The organism is Mycobacteroides immunogenum (assembly GCF_001605725.1).
GTDB classification, from domain to species: domain Bacteria; phylum Actinomycetota; class Actinomycetes; order Mycobacteriales; family Mycobacteriaceae; genus Mycobacterium; species Mycobacterium immunogenum.
Genome location: NZ_CP011530.1, coordinates 1,952,003 through 1,967,953, shown reverse-complemented (window position 1 = coordinate 1,967,953; position 15,951 = coordinate 1,952,003). Strand labels below are relative to the sequence as shown.

General features: G+C 60.5%; 21 protein-coding genes. 9 read left to right on the top strand and 12 right to left on the bottom strand.

Annotation, left to right across the window (positions count from 1 at the left end; translation table 11 throughout):
* The first annotated feature begins 1,690 nt into the window (after nucleotides 1-1,690).
* Complete coding sequence (locus tag ABG82_RS09795; protein ID WP_131676300.1) at nucleotides 1,691-2,524, top strand: hypothetical protein; 834 nt, start codon at nucleotides 1,691-1,693, stop codon at nucleotides 2,522-2,524.
* A gap of 242 nt (nucleotides 2,525-2,766) precedes the next feature.
* A complete protein-coding gene (locus ABG82_RS09790; RefSeq protein ID WP_131725762.1) occupies nucleotides 2,767-3,279 on the top strand; it encodes a hypothetical protein in 513 nt (170 codons plus the stop codon).
* Nucleotides 3,280-3,294: 15 nt separating this feature from the next.
* On the opposite strand, the gene ABG82_RS09785 is transcribed toward ABG82_RS09790, so the two are convergent.
* Together ABG82_RS09785 and ABG82_RS09780 are read right to left on the bottom strand one after the other, a co-directional pair.
* Nucleotides 3,295-3,933, bottom strand: a complete 639-nt coding sequence (locus tag ABG82_RS09785) for a trypsin-like serine protease (RefSeq protein ID WP_054429080.1) — start codon at nucleotides 3,931-3,933, stop codon at nucleotides 3,295-3,297.
* A 56-nt stretch (nucleotides 3,934-3,989) separates the two neighbouring features.
* Nucleotides 3,990-4,340, bottom strand: coding sequence for a DUF4333 domain-containing protein (locus ABG82_RS09780; protein ID WP_234708081.1), 351 nt, complete (start codon nucleotides 4,338-4,340; stop codon nucleotides 3,990-3,992).
* Between the two features lie 111 nt (nucleotides 4,341-4,451).
* On the opposite strand from ABG82_RS09780, the gene ABG82_RS09775 reads away from it, so the two are divergent.
* The 6 genes from ABG82_RS09775 to ABG82_RS09750 all read left to right on the top strand — a co-directional run bounded on the left by ABG82_RS09775 (nucleotide 4,452) and on the right by ABG82_RS09750 (nucleotide 9,307).
* Entirely contained in the window at nucleotides 4,452-4,718 is a 267-nt protein-coding gene (locus ABG82_RS09775; protein ID WP_052511089.1) for a helix-turn-helix domain-containing protein, read from the top strand.
* Nucleotides 4,719-4,879: 161 nt separating this feature from the next.
* Entirely contained in the window at nucleotides 4,880-5,182 is a 303-nt protein-coding gene (locus ABG82_RS09770; protein WP_052511090.1) for a hypothetical protein, read from the top strand.
* Nucleotides 5,183-5,189: 7 nt separating this feature from the next.
* Nucleotides 5,190-7,355, top strand: coding sequence for a hypothetical protein (locus tag ABG82_RS09765; RefSeq protein ID WP_043079556.1), 2,166 nt, complete (start codon nucleotides 5,190-5,192; stop codon nucleotides 7,353-7,355).
* A gap of 1 nt (nucleotide 7,356) precedes the next feature.
* A complete protein-coding gene (locus ABG82_RS09760; protein ID WP_043079557.1) occupies nucleotides 7,357-8,001 on the top strand; it encodes a GAD-like domain-containing protein in 645 nt (214 codons plus the stop codon).
* A 25-nt stretch (nucleotides 8,002-8,026) separates the two neighbouring features.
* On the top strand, nucleotides 8,027-8,587 hold the full coding sequence (locus tag ABG82_RS09755; protein ID WP_043079558.1) for a hypothetical protein: 561 nt from the start codon (nucleotides 8,027-8,029) through the stop codon (nucleotides 8,585-8,587).
* Nucleotides 8,588-8,743: 156 nt separating this feature from the next.
* A complete protein-coding gene (locus ABG82_RS09750) occupies nucleotides 8,744-9,307 on the top strand; it encodes a hypothetical protein (protein WP_234708082.1) in 564 nt (187 codons plus the stop codon).
* Nucleotides 9,308-9,392: 85 nt separating this feature from the next.
* On the opposite strand, the gene ABG82_RS09745 is transcribed toward ABG82_RS09750, so the two are convergent.
* From ABG82_RS09745 to ABG82_RS09705, 10 genes are all read right to left on the bottom strand, one after another.
* Entirely contained in the window at nucleotides 9,393-9,938 is a 546-nt protein-coding gene (locus ABG82_RS09745; RefSeq protein WP_157847531.1) for an MT-A70 family methyltransferase, read from the bottom strand.
* Nucleotides 9,939-9,973: 35 nt separating this feature from the next.
* Complete coding sequence (locus ABG82_RS09740; RefSeq protein ID WP_065212765.1) at nucleotides 9,974-10,975, bottom strand: DNA adenine methylase; 1,002 nt, start codon at nucleotides 10,973-10,975, stop codon at nucleotides 9,974-9,976.
* Nucleotides 10,976-10,985: 10 nt separating this feature from the next.
* Entirely contained in the window at nucleotides 10,986-11,372 is a 387-nt protein-coding gene (locus ABG82_RS09735) for a hypothetical protein (protein ID WP_074338509.1), read from the bottom strand.
* Nucleotides 11,373-11,526: 154 nt separating this feature from the next.
* Complete coding sequence (locus ABG82_RS09730; RefSeq protein WP_043079559.1) at nucleotides 11,527-12,090, bottom strand: recombinase family protein; 564 nt, start codon at nucleotides 12,088-12,090, stop codon at nucleotides 11,527-11,529.
* 228 nt (nucleotides 12,091-12,318) lie between these two features.
* Nucleotides 12,319-12,636, bottom strand: a complete 318-nt coding sequence (locus ABG82_RS09725) for a hypothetical protein (RefSeq protein ID WP_234708083.1) — start codon at nucleotides 12,634-12,636, stop codon at nucleotides 12,319-12,321.
* Between the two features lie 109 nt (nucleotides 12,637-12,745).
* The gene (locus ABG82_RS29150; protein ID WP_264030935.1) at nucleotides 12,746-12,868 is read right to left on the bottom strand and encodes a hypothetical protein; all 123 of its coding nucleotides are present in this window, start codon (nucleotides 12,866-12,868) and stop codon (nucleotides 12,746-12,748) included.
* Nucleotides 12,869-13,222: 354 nt separating this feature from the next.
* Nucleotides 13,223-13,804 (bottom strand): hypothetical protein, encoded by a 582-nt coding sequence (locus ABG82_RS09720; RefSeq protein ID WP_131676304.1) that lies wholly within the window; start codon nucleotides 13,802-13,804, stop codon nucleotides 13,223-13,225.
* A gap of 137 nt (nucleotides 13,805-13,941) precedes the next feature.
* Nucleotides 13,942-14,688: a DNA methyltransferase gene (locus tag ABG82_RS09715; protein ID WP_052511093.1), complete on the bottom strand. Its 747-nt coding sequence runs from the start codon at nucleotides 14,686-14,688 to the stop codon at nucleotides 13,942-13,944.
* Nucleotides 14,685-14,894: a hypothetical protein gene (locus ABG82_RS09710; protein ID WP_054417007.1), complete on the bottom strand. Its 210-nt coding sequence runs from the start codon at nucleotides 14,892-14,894 to the stop codon at nucleotides 14,685-14,687. The genes ABG82_RS09715 and ABG82_RS09710 overlap by 4 nt, the downstream gene beginning before the upstream one ends.
* Nucleotides 14,891-15,082, bottom strand: a complete 192-nt coding sequence (locus ABG82_RS09705) for a helix-turn-helix transcriptional regulator (protein ID WP_043079562.1) — start codon at nucleotides 15,080-15,082, stop codon at nucleotides 14,891-14,893. The genes ABG82_RS09710 and ABG82_RS09705 overlap by 4 nt, the downstream gene beginning before the upstream one ends.
* Before the next feature lie 132 nt (nucleotides 15,083-15,214).
* Between ABG82_RS09705 and ABG82_RS09700 the strand changes: the two genes are divergently transcribed.
* Nucleotides 15,215-15,757 (top strand): hypothetical protein, encoded by a 543-nt coding sequence (locus ABG82_RS09700; RefSeq protein WP_052511094.1) that lies wholly within the window; start codon nucleotides 15,215-15,217, stop codon nucleotides 15,755-15,757.
* The last annotated feature ends 194 nt before the right edge of the window (nucleotides 15,758-15,951 follow it).

Sequence of the window (15,951 nt, the reverse complement as noted above, 5' to 3'; positions counted from 1 at the left end):
GGAGACTTGCCCTTGCGCAGGGCGCAAGCACCCACCGTTTCTAGTGGAACGTGCACCACTCGCGATTTGCTCATAGCCTCCAGACTACGCTCCAACTCGCCAAAATCCAGGCGAAATCAACAGCTCTACCGGTATCACTGAGAGTGCAAATATAGGTGTTACGCTGGGATAACATGAAGATTCAGAGGTTCGACTGAGCTTCAAGGCAGGTGAAGTGCCATGCACGTCCCCATAGCTATCGCGGTTGCCATTGATGAGAAAATACCGTCCACCACACGGTGGTGTGATGTAATTCACATAGAATAGTGGGGGTGTTCGACGCTCAGTGTCGTGAATGCGCAGTGGGCACGAATCCACCCAGGGTGTTACGCATATGACAGCGGCAAAACAGGCAAACTCACCCTATTAACTTCTATAGGGGAAATACACGCCTTATAGGCAAAACAGGCATCCATATACGTCCATACGCGCGACCTGGTGTTTTATAGGGACATGACAGCCTGCAGAGGGTGTGTGTATTTCCCCTATAGAAGTTAATAGGGTGAGTTTGCCTGTTTTGCCGCTGTCATATGCGTAACACCCTGGGTGGATTCGTGCCCACTGCGCATTCACGACACTGAGCGTCGAACACCCCCACTATTCTATGTGAATTACATCACACCACCGTGTGGTGGACGGTATTTTCTCATCAATGGCAACCGCGATAGCTATGGGGACGTGCATGGCACTTCACCTGCCTTGAAGCTCAGTCGAACCTCTGAATCTTCATGTTATCCCAGCGTAACACCTATATTTGCACTCTCAGTGATACCGGTAGAGCTGTTGATTTCGCCTGGATTTTGGCGAGTTGGAGCGTAGTCTGGAGGCTATGAGCAAATCGCGAGTGGTGCACGTTCCACTAGAAACGGTGGGTGCTTGCGCCCTGCGCAAGCACCCACCGTTTCTAGTGGAACGTGCACCACTCGCGATTTGCTCATAGCCTCCAGACTACGCTCCAACTCGCCAAAATCCAGGCGAAATCAACAGCTCTACCGGTATCACTGAGAGTGCAAATATAGGTGTTACGCTGGGATAACATGAAGATTCAGAGGTTCGACTGAGCTTCAAGGCAGGTGAAGTGCCATGCACGTCCCCATAGCTATCGCGGTTGCCATTGATGAGAAAATACCGTCCACCACACGGTGGTGTGATGTAATTCACATAGAATAGTGGGGGTGTTCGACGCTCAGTGTCGTGAATGCGCAGTGGGCACGAATCCACCCAGGGTGTTACGTTGAGTGAAGCGGCAAACTAGGCAAACTCACCCTATTAACTTCTATAGGGGAAATACACACACCCTCTGCAGGCTGTCATGTCCCTATAAAACACCAGGTCGCGCGTATGGACGTATATGGATGCCTGTTTTGCCTATAAGGCGTGTATTTCCCCTATAGAAGTTAATAGGGTGAGTTTGCCTAGTTTGCCGCTTCACTCAACGTAACACGGCTTTTAAGAGGCATTCGATGAACGGAAACACCTGCTGACCTGGGAGTGTCGAGTCCCTGAACGCCCTACCAGGTAGCCCAACCTCTCTCCGAGAGGCACGATTTAGGTCAAGACCGTCCAGCAACCGTCATATCCCACCAGCACCCCTAAGTTGTCGGGCCTCGCTGTTAGGGTCGCGCCAACACCAGCACCAGGAGGCGAACCGATGCCGTTTGTTCTGTTCTTCGGGCGCAGCAGTCCGTCTAAGGACGCGGCTCCGGCAATTGCAGCGCCCTCTTCCCGTTCATCGAACAAAGGTAATTCCGTGACTCACAGAAGCAACGCTCTGCATGCCCTTGTTGCGGCAGGGCTGGTCATCGCGCCAACAGCGTGCAGCGCGAACTCCGACCACCCAACCACCACATCGTCGTCCTCCATAGCGGCGTCTACGACCACATCATCGGAACACGCTGCACCCAGCGTCCAAGGGAACACTGCCGACACCGTGAATATCGGCGCGAGCGGTGTTCGCTGCCTCGCCGGACAGAAGACCGTTGCGTGCGTGACGATGGAGCACAAGGGCCTGACCACCGAGGGAAACCGCGCGTTCTCTTTCGTTCGTACAGACGACCCAGAGGGCGGCGTAGAGCCTGGGTTCGCTCCTGGAAAGCACCCTCAAGCCATCGCCACAGGCGATCTGGTTTTCATCGACACAAGTAATTGTCGGAACGCGGGCACCACAGACCCGAACGTGGCAATTGCAAACTGCAACGCGCTCATGATCAGTGACTCAGTCATCGCCGCGAACAGCAAAAACGTCATCGTCGGCATCATTTCAAAAGTCAGCGCTCAGGGCCTCACGGTCTGTGCGGCCGACACAGTGTTTGATATTCCCGTCCCACCTGTAGCCAATGCTGGGCGCGCGGTGTATCGGCCCGACGCCGGTCAACAACTCAACTCCGGACAGTCGATAAAGGTCAGAGATTATTGGACCTTTACGTTGAAAGATGAGACTTTGACGATCAGCAGCCCCGGCGGCGTGACCATTGTTCACGTGTGACAACCCCCGCTTCACCCGAAGTGTCACAGCGACGACAACAACACTGGGAGCTGAGAATGCCTGTTGACCTGCGGATGTCGAGTCCCCGCGTACTGGGGTGCTCTCGTGTCACACTCTGTCCATCCCGAGATCCACGGACAACGTAGGCCACCGTCACCACCCAGCACGAGCGCTAAACCGTCGAAAGGTAAAGGGACACGGTGTTTCAGAACATACGACACGCGATACTTCACAGCTTTGTGGTGGCAGGAACCGTGCTGGCACTCACCGCTTGCACAGGCACCAACGACACCACCACGACCACCACGAGCAGCCCGCCATCACCGACGGCGCCGCCGACCTCACCACATCCACTCGGACAGCCGTTCCACGTGACCAAGGGTGGGCCTGACGGGTACGACGGCTTGGTGAATGCCTTTCTCGTCAGCAAGGTGAACGCCACAAACGTGCAAGACCACGAACCGCATGTGTTCTACATGTTCAACGTCAGGGTCACTTCGACCAAGGGCGCTTTCCCGACATCGGACTGGTCGCTTGAGACCGTCAACCCCACCGCCGTTGTGCCTCACGACCCCGGCGTGAAGATCAATGACCACTCCAACGATCCACCCTTGGGGTCGAAAACGACCGGAAACACCGCTGGATATATCTCGTTCTACGTGCTGGAGTCCGCGACCCCCACCCTCCTTGACCTGCGCGATCCAACTTCATCGAACACAGTCATCGCGCAGTGGCAACTCCAAGGGACCGCGTAATCCCGCGCAGCGAGATCAGCGCACGCTCCAGACTTTGAAGCCGCGTCCCCATTTGCTGCCGCTGTTGCGGATGTGGTGCACAATGTCGCGGATGGGTTGAGCTTGCGCGTCGTAGCGGCCGGAGGCCAGTTTGTCGCCGCTGGACGCGATCCCCACCAGCGTGGGTCCGCTGGTGTACCAGGGGCCACCCGAATCACCAGGCTGCTGTTTGATGTCTGCGGCAAGCAAGCTGGCTCCCGCCGAGGTGACTCGACCCCGCGCGATCCCGCTGGTCGTGCCGGCCAAGGTGACGGCGTCGCCTTCGGACACCGTGCCCACGGTGGCGAAGAACGGGTTCACCGACCGCGCATCATCAAGGTCGATGACGGTGAAGCCACGCTCGGACAGGTCGTCAATCTTGCCGTTGGGCAGGGTTTGGTCGGGCTTCCACAGCACCACGGTGCCGATACGAATCCCGTCCTCGGTGCGCACTATCTGGTCAGGGCGATCCGCGCAGTGCCCAGCGGTCACCGCGAGGTTGTCGTTGCTGGCGTTGCTAGCGAAAAAACCCAGCGAGCATTCATGGTCAGCGATGACAATCGCCATCCCCGGCGCCATGTTGACCGTCGCTCTGGCCACCGCAGCAGGCACACCCATCACGGCTGCGGCACCCACGAGCAGTATGGATAACCCTGCGATACAGCGCTTCTCACCCATAAGCACTGTCGCGTTTACCCTTTGATGCCAAAAATGGGTGGGTTCGTGCTGGCGTCCTTGATGACGACGGTGAGCGTGTGCGTGTGCCCTGACACCGTGATGGTGCAGGTCTGGGTCGCACCGTTGCGTAGTTCGATACCGCCTTGGCAGACGGCCTTGCGGACCTCACCGCCGAACGGGTTGTTCTCCCACCCTTGAAGCTGCTCCAGCTCCGATTCCAGGGTCGCCCTGCTCAGCGAGTTCGACGACGAGCCCGACTTGCTATCAGAACCGCAGCCGGACAACACCACCGCGCCAAGCACTCCGATGACCGTCAACGCAGTCAACAGTGGTGTTCTGGACGCCCTCGCTGTATCCGCTGTCATCGGCATGTTCCCCTCGGTTCATGGGTGTTACGCGGAACGTATCAACCTATACGTTGAATTGTCTACTTATAGGTGGATGACCTGGGGGTTTGCGGCAACCAGTCTTAACGGGTGCCGAGCAAAAAGGTGTCCCCGCCTCCTGACCTGGACACCATCGACATCACCGCACTGGGCATTGGGATTCAGAAGCAGCGCGTGGATGCCGGACTGACGCTGGAAGGGCTTGCCGAACGCACAGGCATCCCGAGAAACACGATCCACCGATACGAGAATGGGAAGCTGAACCCCACCGCCAAAGCCTTATTGCGCCTGGCCATCGGGCTGGAGGTCAACGTCAGTGAGCTGGTAAAACCCTTGAATCATCTGCGTCAACAGTAAGGGGGGGTGGGTGCCGCCCCTGGTTACGCAACCATGATGGGTGGGACGGCACCCAGAGCCGATCCTGACAGATTGCTCGAACGGTCGGACAATCAGTGGTGTCCCCGTCACTATGGCTGTAGTCTGCGCTCAATCAGCTAACCGATACAGGGGGACGCCACATGGGACAGGTGCTTGCCGCTGACCTGGCCGCGCTCGGCAAGCTCAAACCAGAGATAGATGAGCTTGCCTCGGAGCTGAAGGCCAAGATTCCCCCGGCCAGCACCTCACCGCATGGCGCTGATCCCGCGATTGCCGCGATGCACTCTCTGCTCTCGGACACCCTTGCCGAGGTCGGCACCGTCCTCGTCGGCTGGATGGGCGCTCTGGGGGACGTGACAGCAGCGTTCCAGAAGGGTTTGGTGCTCACCGAGGAGCAGGGCACCGCCGCGATGCGCGCCATCGGCAGCCCCCTGCGGGTCTAGGGAATCCATGCAGGGGCCATCGAAATCAGCGATCCTGACCGCTGACACCAACCAATACCATGCCCTGCTCGATGCGTTGACACCTGTCGCCGCCGCGTACGAGTCGATAATTTCCAAGCTCAAGGGCAGTATCGCCAAACCTGGCGGCACCTACTGGGACGGGCACACCGCCGAAGCGGGACAAGGTAACACCGAGTCGGGCTGGAAGTTCACCGCCCGCGTCGAGGACATCACCGACCAGTACAAGCGCGACGCCGCTCCCATCATCGACCACACCCTTGTCCCCGAACTCGTCAACGCCAAGAACATCATCGAAAGCGTCGAGTCCCAGCGAGACAAGGGTATTACCTGTTCGGAGGACTTGAAACTCACCTACACACCCGTCCCAGGCACCAGCGAGAAGCTCATCGAAGAGAACACCAAACTTGTTGAGGCACGGCAAAAAGAGCTGACCGCATCGGCGAACGCCTGGTTCTCCGCGACCCAACAGGTCGCCCAGCTTGTCGCCGCCGCCCAACAGAACATCAAGGGCGTGCTGAACGCGACGGCAGGCACTTTCGACATCAACAAGGTGCTCGCCGACAACGCACCGCGCGCAACACCAAACTCCACCGTCAAGCCTGACGGCTACCTCGCGGCACTACGGGGTCAGGCTGCCGAGACAGCCGACGGAACAACCACACCCGCCGCCGCCCCCATCGGGGACACGGTTGACTACAAAAAGCTGTATCCCAAAGACATACCCGTGGGCGACAAGGCAGTTGACCCCTCCAAGCTCGGCGGCGTGGGAGCCGTGCCCGGGGTACGCGATGTCGCCAGCGGACGCGAACCGCCCGCGAAACTCGCACCCGCACTGCAAGCCAAGGACGTGCCCGCGTTCAAACAGATGACCCGCGAACTACTGGCACGCCAGGGCGTGCCCGCAGACCAAATCGACGCACAGGTCAACAAAGCCGTCGAGAATGCGCAGAATCCGCGCCTGATCCGCACCGCCGACATTCCGTCCGCTTCCCCGACCGATCCGAAGAACATCGATAGGGATTTCGCAGATCAGTTCCACAGGTTCAATGCCGAGGCTAGCGATCATGGGGCCGCTGCCGGTAACGCCATGCTCGACGAAGGCAAAAAGCTCACCGGGCAAGCTGGTCCTGGCGCACCGGGGGTCGCCGAAGCATGGGGAGCCCTCGCCAAAGACACCGCCAAGGGCTTGTATGACTACGCGAGCATGACCCCGCAAGAACGCCTGGACATGCTCGGCGACGAGGTGAAACGCGCCGCCGACAACCCCGGAGGCTACGTCGGGGAAAAACTCGTCCAAGGAGCCGCAGGAGCAGCCGCAGGGGCAGTCGCCGCCCCCATCGGCGCAGAAGCCGTCGCAGGTGCTCGCGGGCTCCTCGGAGACCTCACGCACACACCCCACCCCGACCTACCAGGCGGCGGGCACGTCCCCGACGTGCCAGAACACCACACACCGCCGGGCGGGGGAACCGGCGACCATGCCCCTGGCGCAGTCGCCGCCGAGCACGCTGTCGGGCCACTGCGCAGCGCCGACGACATCCTGCACGACGCCCGCGACTCGCACCGCACCATCCGCGACCAGATGGATTGGGACAGAGGCGAACAGAATCTACAAGACCTCGCCACCCACCACGGAGTATCGGTTGACGAACTGCCCCGCACACCCCAGTACGACATCCACCATCCGCCCTACACCGACAAGCTCGGCCCCGAGCACAGCGCCGAAATCGACCGCCAGACAGGGCTTTGGCAACACGGATTCAACACCCAAAGCGTCCAGCAAGTCCTCGACCACATGGACACACCCCGCCCGTCCAGCACCGAGCTGAGAGATGATTTTCGTTCGGAGTTGCAGAACATCGGCATCAAGGAGCTTCGCCAAGCTGGATATGGACCGGAAGAAGCCCAAAGACTTGCAATGCAGTACGCGAACGAGCAGTTCCCCTCGGGTCCAGGTGGTCTCATCCCGCAACCCGCGACCCACAACCCTGACGGCGCGTTGGGCGGCTACAAAAATCCTCTCACCTACGGCGATTGGCAGGTCAACAATGCACTCGGTACTCTCACCAAGCAGCAAAAAGACGCCGTTCGTGCATGGCTAGAGACTCAAGACCCGAACGCCATCGTGAACATCAGGATCACAGGAGGTGAGTGACATGTCCGACGAAGACTTCGAGTACTTCCTTACCAAGTTTCCACTCACCATCCCCGGAACCCGATGCACCGATCAGCACGTGCGCGGCTATACCGGGCTCGTCCCTGACTGTCTCATCTCCTACTGGCAGGACTACGGATTCTCCGGGTTCGGCAACGGGCTGATCTGGCTCGTGGACCCTATCGAGTGGAAAGTCACCACCGAAGAAATCCTGCTCGACACCATCAAGCACCCCCGTCTAGGCGACGACGCCCAATACATTCCGTTTATTCGGAGCGCCTTTGGGAAGGTCTGGTTCTGGACACCAGGCTACGGAGTATCGCTAGTTGTCGAGCCCGTCCGTGGCTCCGTTTTCTTCCGCACGGTGACTGAGTCCTCCAAGGAAGACCTCGAATGGACACTCAAAGCATTCTTCACGGGAACAGAGAAGAAGCAGTTTGATTTCCTAGACCGCGAGGAAGAGCCGATGTTCGACCGCGTGTACGAGCATCTTGGCGCTTTGCAGTTCGATGAGTTGTATGGCTTCGCGCCTGGCCTGCGAATCGGTGGTGCTGCCATTGTCGAGGCCACCCACCTATTCCAAATCCACGTCCATATGGCCCTGTTGCGTTCAGTCATCGGTGACCACTGGTACGTAGCCGGGTGAGGCACCCGGTTGACCTGCTGACCACGTGAAAAGCCCTCACGCCTTGCTGCGGGTGCTGCGCGATAGCCGTGAACGCGCCGAACCGTCGATTGACGCCAACGGCGAGTTCGGGGTTGCCATCTGCGAGGTGCTCGATGAGCTGATTCGCCGCACCCAGGTCATCGCCGAGGAATACCCCGAAGACCAGACCATGACGCTGCGGCTCATCGAGGAGATGCCCGCTGTCGTCGAGGTGTTGTCCGCGTTGGTCCATGCCCAGTCCGCGCTCAGCACCGTGATCAGCGAATGCATCGACGCGGTGGGAGCCCGCCGCGACCCGATAGTGAACTTCCTCGCGCGTGTGAGGTCGGAAGGCTACGAGGTGTCCGATGACTGGACCGTCACCGAGGCCCGCCACTGGCCTGCGTTGGATGACACCGCGCACCCGGACGCATTCGTGCAGCAAGAAGCCGAGAAAACCGTGCGCGCCGAACGCGCCACCGCCTACCAGGAGCGCCTCCTGCGCATGGCCGCTGCGTTCGAGGAATCGCGCAGCGAATACACACGGCGAGCCCGCAACATCATCCCCACCGTGCTCGACGGGTAACCACCAGTCAACCTCTTTACGTCAATTGGCGGCGCTGCAAGTCTCTGACGGTGGCGGGAATAACCCCCATCAATATCTCGATTCGGTGCTGGTCGCCACATCCGCGCAGCGGTATTCAGTCCCACAACCACCTGTCCGCTATGGAAAACTGACACCGTGGAAGGTTCGCCGCACGAGCTGTTGGCCCTGCTGCGCGCACGCCGCGACATGGCAGCCGAGTTAAGTCACCACGCAGGAGAAGTCGGGGTCGCGGTGCACGAGGTGCTCAACGAGCTGACCCGTCGCGCACAAGTCATCGCCGACCGATATCCCGAAGAAGAAGCCGTGAACCCTCGACTTATCGTCGAGATGCCCGTTGTGGTGCAGGCCCTCTCGGCGCTGGTAGACACCCTCTCGGCACTGGATGTCCTCATCACCGAATGGTCCGACATCGTGGGACCTCGCCGCGAGGCGATGGTCAAACTCCTGGCTCGTCTGCAATCGGAAGGCTTCACGGTCGCCAACGACTGGGAAATCACCGACACCCACACCTGGACACCACTAGAGGGCGACGCCGACTCCGAATTGCTTGTGCAGCGTGAGGCCGAGAAGACCGTCCGCGCCGAGCGCGCCAGCGTCTACCGCGAGCGCATTGCACGCATGGTCACAGCGTTCGAAGACACCCAAAACCACTACACCGAGCAAGTCCATAGCCTCATCCCCACCCTGCTCGACGGATAGAACGCACATCAACCCACCCGCTGATCTCGTCAGGCCGCAGACCTGCACGCCGCCGAGCACGACTTCTCCGTAATAACACCCCTCTCTAGGACTGGTTTCCCCACACGGCCCATCCGAAGCGGCATTTCGTGCAGCTGCATTCGGCGTCGATGTCCCGCGTTCGATTGCAGCGGGAGAACAGCTCCATGTAGGGACCAGGGCTCAGGTCCATCACCATTTCGGGGAACTCAGACGGCTTTTGCGAGTGCTTACGCCGTGGCGAGATGAACCCCGCACCCTCCTGCTCGTCGCCCAACTCAACAGGCACCTCGGCATCCCCTCGGGTGCCGAACAACACGATCTCCGTGCCCACACGGAAGTAGTTGCCCATGCCCATCTGGGGTTTCATCCACATGAGCTGGGTGCGGTACTCAAATCCCCACGCTTTCATCACTGAGAACGCTTCGGGAAGGTGCGGCGAGGTAGACCACAAGTAGAGATGAGCGTCATCGGCGGCGCTGTCCGCCACCACCGTGAGCGCACGAATGTCGTCGAGGGACATGGTGTCGTAGTGGTTCTCAGCGGCACCTCGCGAGCTGGTGTTCTGGTACCGCCAGGGCGGGTCAGCCACAAACGTCCGATACCTGGTCACATCCATCACCCAAGTAGATCAGGCAGCCCGCCGCTTCATCCCGCAGCCTCGCCGCCCTCGACCGACGCACCCTCGGCATCACGCCGTGCACGCCAGCCGGCGACCCTGCACGCCTCGGAACACCAGCGCCGACGACGGCCTCGTTTCGGGTGCCGCAACACCGCCGAGCACCCCACACAACGGTGCTGCGTTTCCGTAACACTAGGCCCATCCTGTAACGGAAATTCCCCGTCGTATTCCAGACCCTCCAACACCCGATTGCTCCACACGATTTCTGTCCGCCGACCGTCCCCCGACCCTTGCGAGGTCAGCATGGGAATCTCGTACCTGTACCACCCGTCGAGCATCCCGTCCCACAGCTCCGAGGCATATCCCGACACCACCACCGCCGCATCAGCCCCGACGCACGCCTCCGCGAGTTCCTGGTGAGCCCCCACACTCCGCATCTCCACCCGATACTCCCCGCCCCTCCTGATGCCCTTGTCCACGATGTACGGCGGGTCCACATAGAGCAGGTTCTCTCTAACGGCCCCGTACGCCTCGACCAGCTCGACGGCAGGACGACACTCCAGACTGACTTTTTGAATCCGCTTGGCTGCCTGCGCTATTCGCCCCGCATACCTTTGCAACACGACGGGCATCGGGGTGCTCACGGGCCGCAGGTCGTGCCGCCAACCCGTGCGAGTGAGACTCCCCGACCTCCCCTGTGTTAACGCCACGAACACCCGCCGCGCGACTTCCAGTTCATCCAGCTCACTCGAAATCTCTTGCGCTAGTGCCCTTTCAGCTCTACTGTGCGGGGTCAGGGAACAGGCCCGTTCCAGGTCGTCGGGCCTGTCCCGCAACACCCGCCAAAACGTCATCAGGTGGTTATCCAGGTCGTTGACTGTTTCCTGTCTGCTCGGCTTCTTGGCCAGCAGCACAGCCAAGGAGCCCCCGCACACTTCGACGTAGTGTTTGTGCGGGGGTAACACGCCCGCCAGGCGCGGGGCCAGCCAGCTCTTTCCGCCGAAGTACGGGACAGGGGACTTCGCCATGCGACGGATGTTACCGGGAATCCCCTTGTCCACTGGGATTTCCGCACCCGCACGACACCTCGCGCTCACCAGCGACCTTGTGTCGATGACACACGACGTACCAAGGGGTGTCGTGCCGGTCGGACTCACTCAACCCGTCCCACCATGCCGTCCACTCGACCACCTGTTCGACGGGGATGGCATGGATTTGGCCCACAGGCAGTGAGCGAGGGCGCTCGTCTTGCTCACCCGCGAGGATCCTCGCCTTCTCAGCGCCAGACATCGGTGACCAGTCCATCGCATCCGGCCACAACTCGTCGCTCATTAACAGCTCGTCGATGCGCGCAACGATGTCGTCGGACTGGTCGGGGTTCTCTCCTGCGAGCCACTTCTCGGCTTCCCCAGCAGCCCAACGCATTTCGGCGGCTGACTCGTAATCCCGTTGCTCGTAACACCATTCGGCAACTTGCCGCGCCAAGGCTGGCGTTAACACTTGCTCTCGCATCGTGCGAAATAGGCTCCAGCCGCCCGTGACAACAATCCATTCCCCGACAACAGCGGCCCTCACTGGCTCAACTCGCTTGTCGCACGTACCGAAACACCGTCGCCCTCGAAACCGAGAACAGGCTCATCAACTCGGCAACAGGCTCCCCAGACCGATAGAGCCGAATGAGCCGTTCTTGCTGTGCTACATCGAGTTTCGGTGGTCGGGTAGCGGGCAGACCCCGAGCAGTGCGCGCCTCCCTGCTGGACTGACGACGCTCCTTGCCCAGTTCCAATTCCAACTCAGCGATGGACGACATGATCTGCACGACCGCGCGCCCCGTAGGAGTCGAAGTGTCCACACCCTCCCGCAGAGACCGCAGTGCGATGCCTCGCTCGGTCAAATCGGCTAGGGCACTGGCCACTTCGCGGACGGAGCGCCCGATGCGGTCAACGGCTGCTACGACGAGGGTGTCACCCTCTCTGAGCCATCCAAGGCACTCCGTCCAGCCAGTCCGCTCGGAGCCAGCGCGCCCCGACGCCACGTCACAAAACTCACGATCAGCCCGAACCCCCGCCGAGTCCAGAAGGTCGCGCTGCTGCTCGACCGACTGGTGACCTGTGGACACTCGGAGGTACACCGCTGTGCTCACGATGCCTCCTGGTGAGACTGATTGTGAGACTTCGGATGTGACACCAGGATATGAGACTGCGCGACCTGCGTGTTCATCCCGTCCTCTGGGTGTTGTCGTGGGTGTAACACATCTTTAGATGTGAGACCCGAGTCGAGCCGCAGGCGAGATGAGGGGGTGGCGGCAGTCAGACGGGCGTAGAGCGCAGCGACGGCAAGGCGCTCGATGGGGGTCAGGGGAACTTCCGAATCAGACATCGGTGCTCACCGCCTCGACGTACTGATTCACCAATCTCGCCCAGCACCAGCGCAATTCCCCCACCGCTGCCTCACGAGCAGCGTCGGCACACATGACCAGTACGGCATCGTGAGTGTCCTCTGCGTGACGCTCCTGGAGGGTGCGGGCAGCCCCGAGCACGCGAGACCAGCCCACCGTCAGCTCTGCCCATGCCTCGGGATGCTCGGCTGCCGAGCAGCACTGGGCGTCGGGACCGTGGACGTGTTGCGGTTCATCGAACAGTTCGGCGAGAGCCATCAGATGACCTCGGACGGTGGGGTTTTCGGGCATGGCTCGACGCTAGAACTGCTGGGCGGGAAGGGCAATCGAGAGGGGTGCACGTCCCCCAGGCATGAAGAAACCCCGGAGAAAAGTGGGCTCCGGGGCTTCTAGTTGACCGTCACGCGGCGTGCTGGTGCAGCTCGAAATCGACTCCCATCGTCATCAGCACATCGACCAGGCGGACGAGCCCTTCGTTGGGTCGGTCACATTCGGGGCATGTTCCGCAGGTGTTTTCGGGCATCAGTGCGCTCCCTCTGCAAGTTCCTCTTCCCATCGACTCAAATCTTCAAGCTCCGCGTCAAATCGACATTCGGAACATACGATCGTTGAGTCGGCAACTTCCACCATGTCTCTCTCGTCACATTCGTCACCGCACCTTGGACAGTTCCGCATCGCACGACATTCGGAACATACGATAACCGTGGCAACTTCCATCATGTCTCTCTCATCACATTCGTCACCGCACCTTGGACATTCCAGCATCACATTTCTCCTTTCTTCTTGTGCACCAACATTTTCGGTGCACACCGTGGATGCTGGGGTCACGAGCCCCGCGCGCCGCACCTGGTGGTCGGCAACACCCTCCGCGATCTGCTTACATCACCAGGTCTTCAAATTCACAACCTTCCTTTTCTTCCGGGTCACACTCGTCCCACCAGCGGCGAAGCTCGCTAATCACATCCGCGTTGTTCGCATCAATGACGCGCTCAATCAGTGCTCGAATCTCGCCTTCGTCACGTGAGCGGATGTAGTCACACGCAGGCACGTTCCAGTGCCCGCACCCGTGCTGGTGATGTCCGTAGCCGCCTTCCTCGTCGCCGTCCCGGTCGAAGTGCACAACAGGTCCGCCGATGCGCGTACGCTGCCTGCAGAAATCGCACTCGGCGTCTCGACGCACGCTGATCTGGACAATCGCGAATTCCTCGATCACCTCGGCTTCGACTTCTGCTTCGTCGTGTTCATACGAAGCCCGCGCAGTACCTCTTTCCTGGAATTCTTCGATTAGTCGCTCTACCCGCTCAGTCAGACTCTCTTGTGCCTTCTCCGCGCATTCGTCGGAGCAGAAGTCCTTCGCGCCATACCAGCGCTCGCGGTCCTCGTCGTCCTCGGTGTCGAGCCAGACACGGCACCACCTGCACTGCCTGCGGGTGGTATCCTCAACATCGTTCTCGGTCATCTTCATTTCCTTTCTCGACCTGAAACCCGCCCTGCAACGGCGGGTTTTTCTTTTGTGCGACAACGGTTATCGCATCGCGGGTGCCCGGGTCATGAACCTCGTGTGCCGCACTATGATGGTCGGCAACACCCTTCCGGTCATGCAGCGCGCCGTGACCGTTTCGGCTTGTCGAAGACCCATAGGTATGAGTGGACTTTGCGCGCGTGCTTCTGCGTGTTCCACCGGGACTGTGGGGACTTCGACGGCGGCACCAAGACGAACAAGTCACGCGCGTACAGACCCAAATCGGTAGCATCGTCGTGGATTTCGATGTGACTCCACTTCTGCTTCCCAGATTCGATTTCGTCCTTGCACTTCACCCAGAGCTGTCCGCCGGGACGCAGCACTCGCAGCGCCTCGGCCATCCCAGCCCGGTACAACTCGCGGATGTCGGCGTGGGACAGCCCCTTCGTCGTAGCCGCATTGTTGTACCTGCTGTCGGTGACGTGCTTGCCCGGGTTGTGGATGTACGGGGGATCCAGCACTACGAGGTCTACGGACTCGTCTTCGTCCGGGAGAGCACGGAAGTCGGCTCGGACAATCCCGTCGTGACCGCCGATGTGATCAGCGACATCGCTGCCCCGCAGGGAGAAACGGCTGGTGTCCGTGCCCTTCCAGAACGCTCCTTTACCCCATGTCACGTCCCGCACCTGAGCACCGTCCGGGACGTACAGTCGGGCCACCATGTCGATGAGAGCGGCGTTATTGCCGAAGACCGTCCGTCCCTGGCCGGAATCGTTGAGCACCGACTCGACAGGCTTGGGGTCGGGGTTGTCCGATGCGAAATACGTGAAGGGCTTGTCATCGGGTCGTGCTTCACCCGGAGTGATGAATCGATATTTCATGCGCTGCTGTCCCCCAAAATCTGCTGACCTTCATGGATTTCGCGCAGACGGGCTTCGAGGGACTCCAGCTGGGCAGAGCTTTCCCGTAGGCGGCGCTTGACGGCCACGATCCTTTTGAGCACCACGGCCTGCTCCACGCGCAGTTGCACCCGAGCCTCGGCAGCGGTCATGCCGGACGCCGCGAGCGCCGAGGCGATGGACATCACGCCGACTCCTCGAACACGGACTGCTCGTAGGCCAGCACATCGACCAATCGGTAGAGCACTCGCTTGCCGAATCGGCGTGGTGTCGGCCCACGCCCCAGCACAGCCCAGTTCTCCAGCGTCCTCGCGCTCATGCTCCAGCGTTCCGCCAGCTCACGGCGGTTAAGGAACCGCACCTCGGGTACTTCCATTACTCTCTTCCTTGCGTGTGTGTACATCATTTTATCGGCATTTGCCGTTTATACACACCACACTATCACGTAAACTCACGCCGTCAACCTTGAATCTCACGTAAATCCACACATTGCGCTATTCTGCTGTTCATGTCGTGGCAACAGGAACAAACCAACCGTGTCGGGCAGGCCGTCCGCGCGCTGCGCGGAACTCGCAGCGTGACGTGGGTGTCCGATGAGACCGAAAAACTCGGATGCAAGGTCACCAAGGCACTCATCACGGACATGGAAATAGGACGTAGAAAATACGTCGCTGTACACGAAATCTCAGTCCTCGCAGCAGCTCTCGGCGTCACACCCGCCGTCCTGCTGACATGGGGCGACATGCCCGACGCCGAGGTTGAGGTGCTCCCCGACCGCCGAGCACGCGCCGAACTCGTGGCCGACTGGTGGGGCGGGAAGCCGCTGGGCCAGGGACTCCCGCGAGATCAGAAAACCAGCGAACTGATGCACCTCACCCGCCAGCGTCAAGACACCAAGAAATTGCTCTTCCGAGCCCGGCTACGGCCGATTAAGGACACCACCCCCCTGGACCAGCGGCTCATAAAGGAACTCCGTGACCGCCTGGTGGCGCTCGAAGCCGACATCCGCGCGACGGGCGGCGTGATAGGTGACGGGGGCGACGATGGGTAGACCTGGACTCGGGCTCGGCCAGCACGGAAGGGTGAAGCGGACGCAACTCGGTCCTGGAAAGTGGGAGGCGCGGTGCTACTACCGCGACCTGTCAGGCGACGACTTGCGCCCACGGAAGCGGACGCCGCTGGGTGTCACCGACCGTCATGGTGCCGCCGCTGAGCAGGCGCTCCTGCAACACATCGAAGAACTGC

Bases quoted from the DNA above. Each gene is read 5' to 3' on its own strand.
- ABG82_RS09720 (WP_131676304.1), bottom strand. From the start codon at position 13,804: ATGACCGAGAACGATGTTGAGGATACCACCCGCAGGCAGTGCAGGTGG.
- ABG82_RS09705 (WP_043079562.1), bottom strand. From the start codon at position 15,082: ATGGAAGTACCCGAGGTGCGGTTCCTTAACCGCCGTGAGCTGGCGGAA.
- ABG82_RS09765 (WP_043079556.1), top strand. From the start codon at position 5,190: ATGCAGGGGCCATCGAAATCAGCGATCCTGACCGCTGACACCAACCAA.
- ABG82_RS09700 (WP_052511094.1), top strand. From the start codon at position 15,215: ATGTCGTGGCAACAGGAACAAACCAACCGTGTCGGGCAGGCCGTCCGC.
- ABG82_RS29150 (WP_264030935.1), bottom strand. From the start codon at position 12,868: ATGCCCGAAAACACCTGCGGAACATGCCCCGAATGTGACCGACCCAAC.
- ABG82_RS09760 (WP_043079557.1), top strand. From the start codon at position 7,357: ATGTCCGACGAAGACTTCGAGTACTTCCTTACCAAGTTTCCACTCACC.
- ABG82_RS09795 (WP_131676300.1), top strand. From the start codon at position 1,691: ATGCCGTTTGTTCTGTTCTTCGGGCGCAGCAGTCCGTCTAAGGACGCG.
- ABG82_RS09780 (WP_234708081.1), bottom strand. From the start codon at position 4,340: ATGACAGCGGATACAGCGAGGGCGTCCAGAACACCACTGTTGACTGCG.
- ABG82_RS09740 (WP_065212765.1), bottom strand. From the start codon at position 10,975: ATGGCGAAGTCCCCTGTCCCGTACTTCGGCGGAAAGAGCTGGCTGGCC.
- ABG82_RS09715 (WP_052511093.1), bottom strand. From the start codon at position 14,688: ATGAAATATCGATTCATCACTCCGGGTGAAGCACGACCCGATGACAAG.
- ABG82_RS09770 (WP_052511090.1), top strand. From the start codon at position 4,880: ATGGGACAGGTGCTTGCCGCTGACCTGGCCGCGCTCGGCAAGCTCAAA.
- ABG82_RS09735 (WP_074338509.1), bottom strand. From the start codon at position 11,372: ATGCGTTGGGCTGCTGGGGAAGCCGAGAAGTGGCTCGCAGGAGAGAAC.
- ABG82_RS09725 (WP_234708083.1), bottom strand. From the start codon at position 12,636: ATGCCCGAAAACCCCACCGTCCGAGGTCATCTGATGGCTCTCGCCGAA.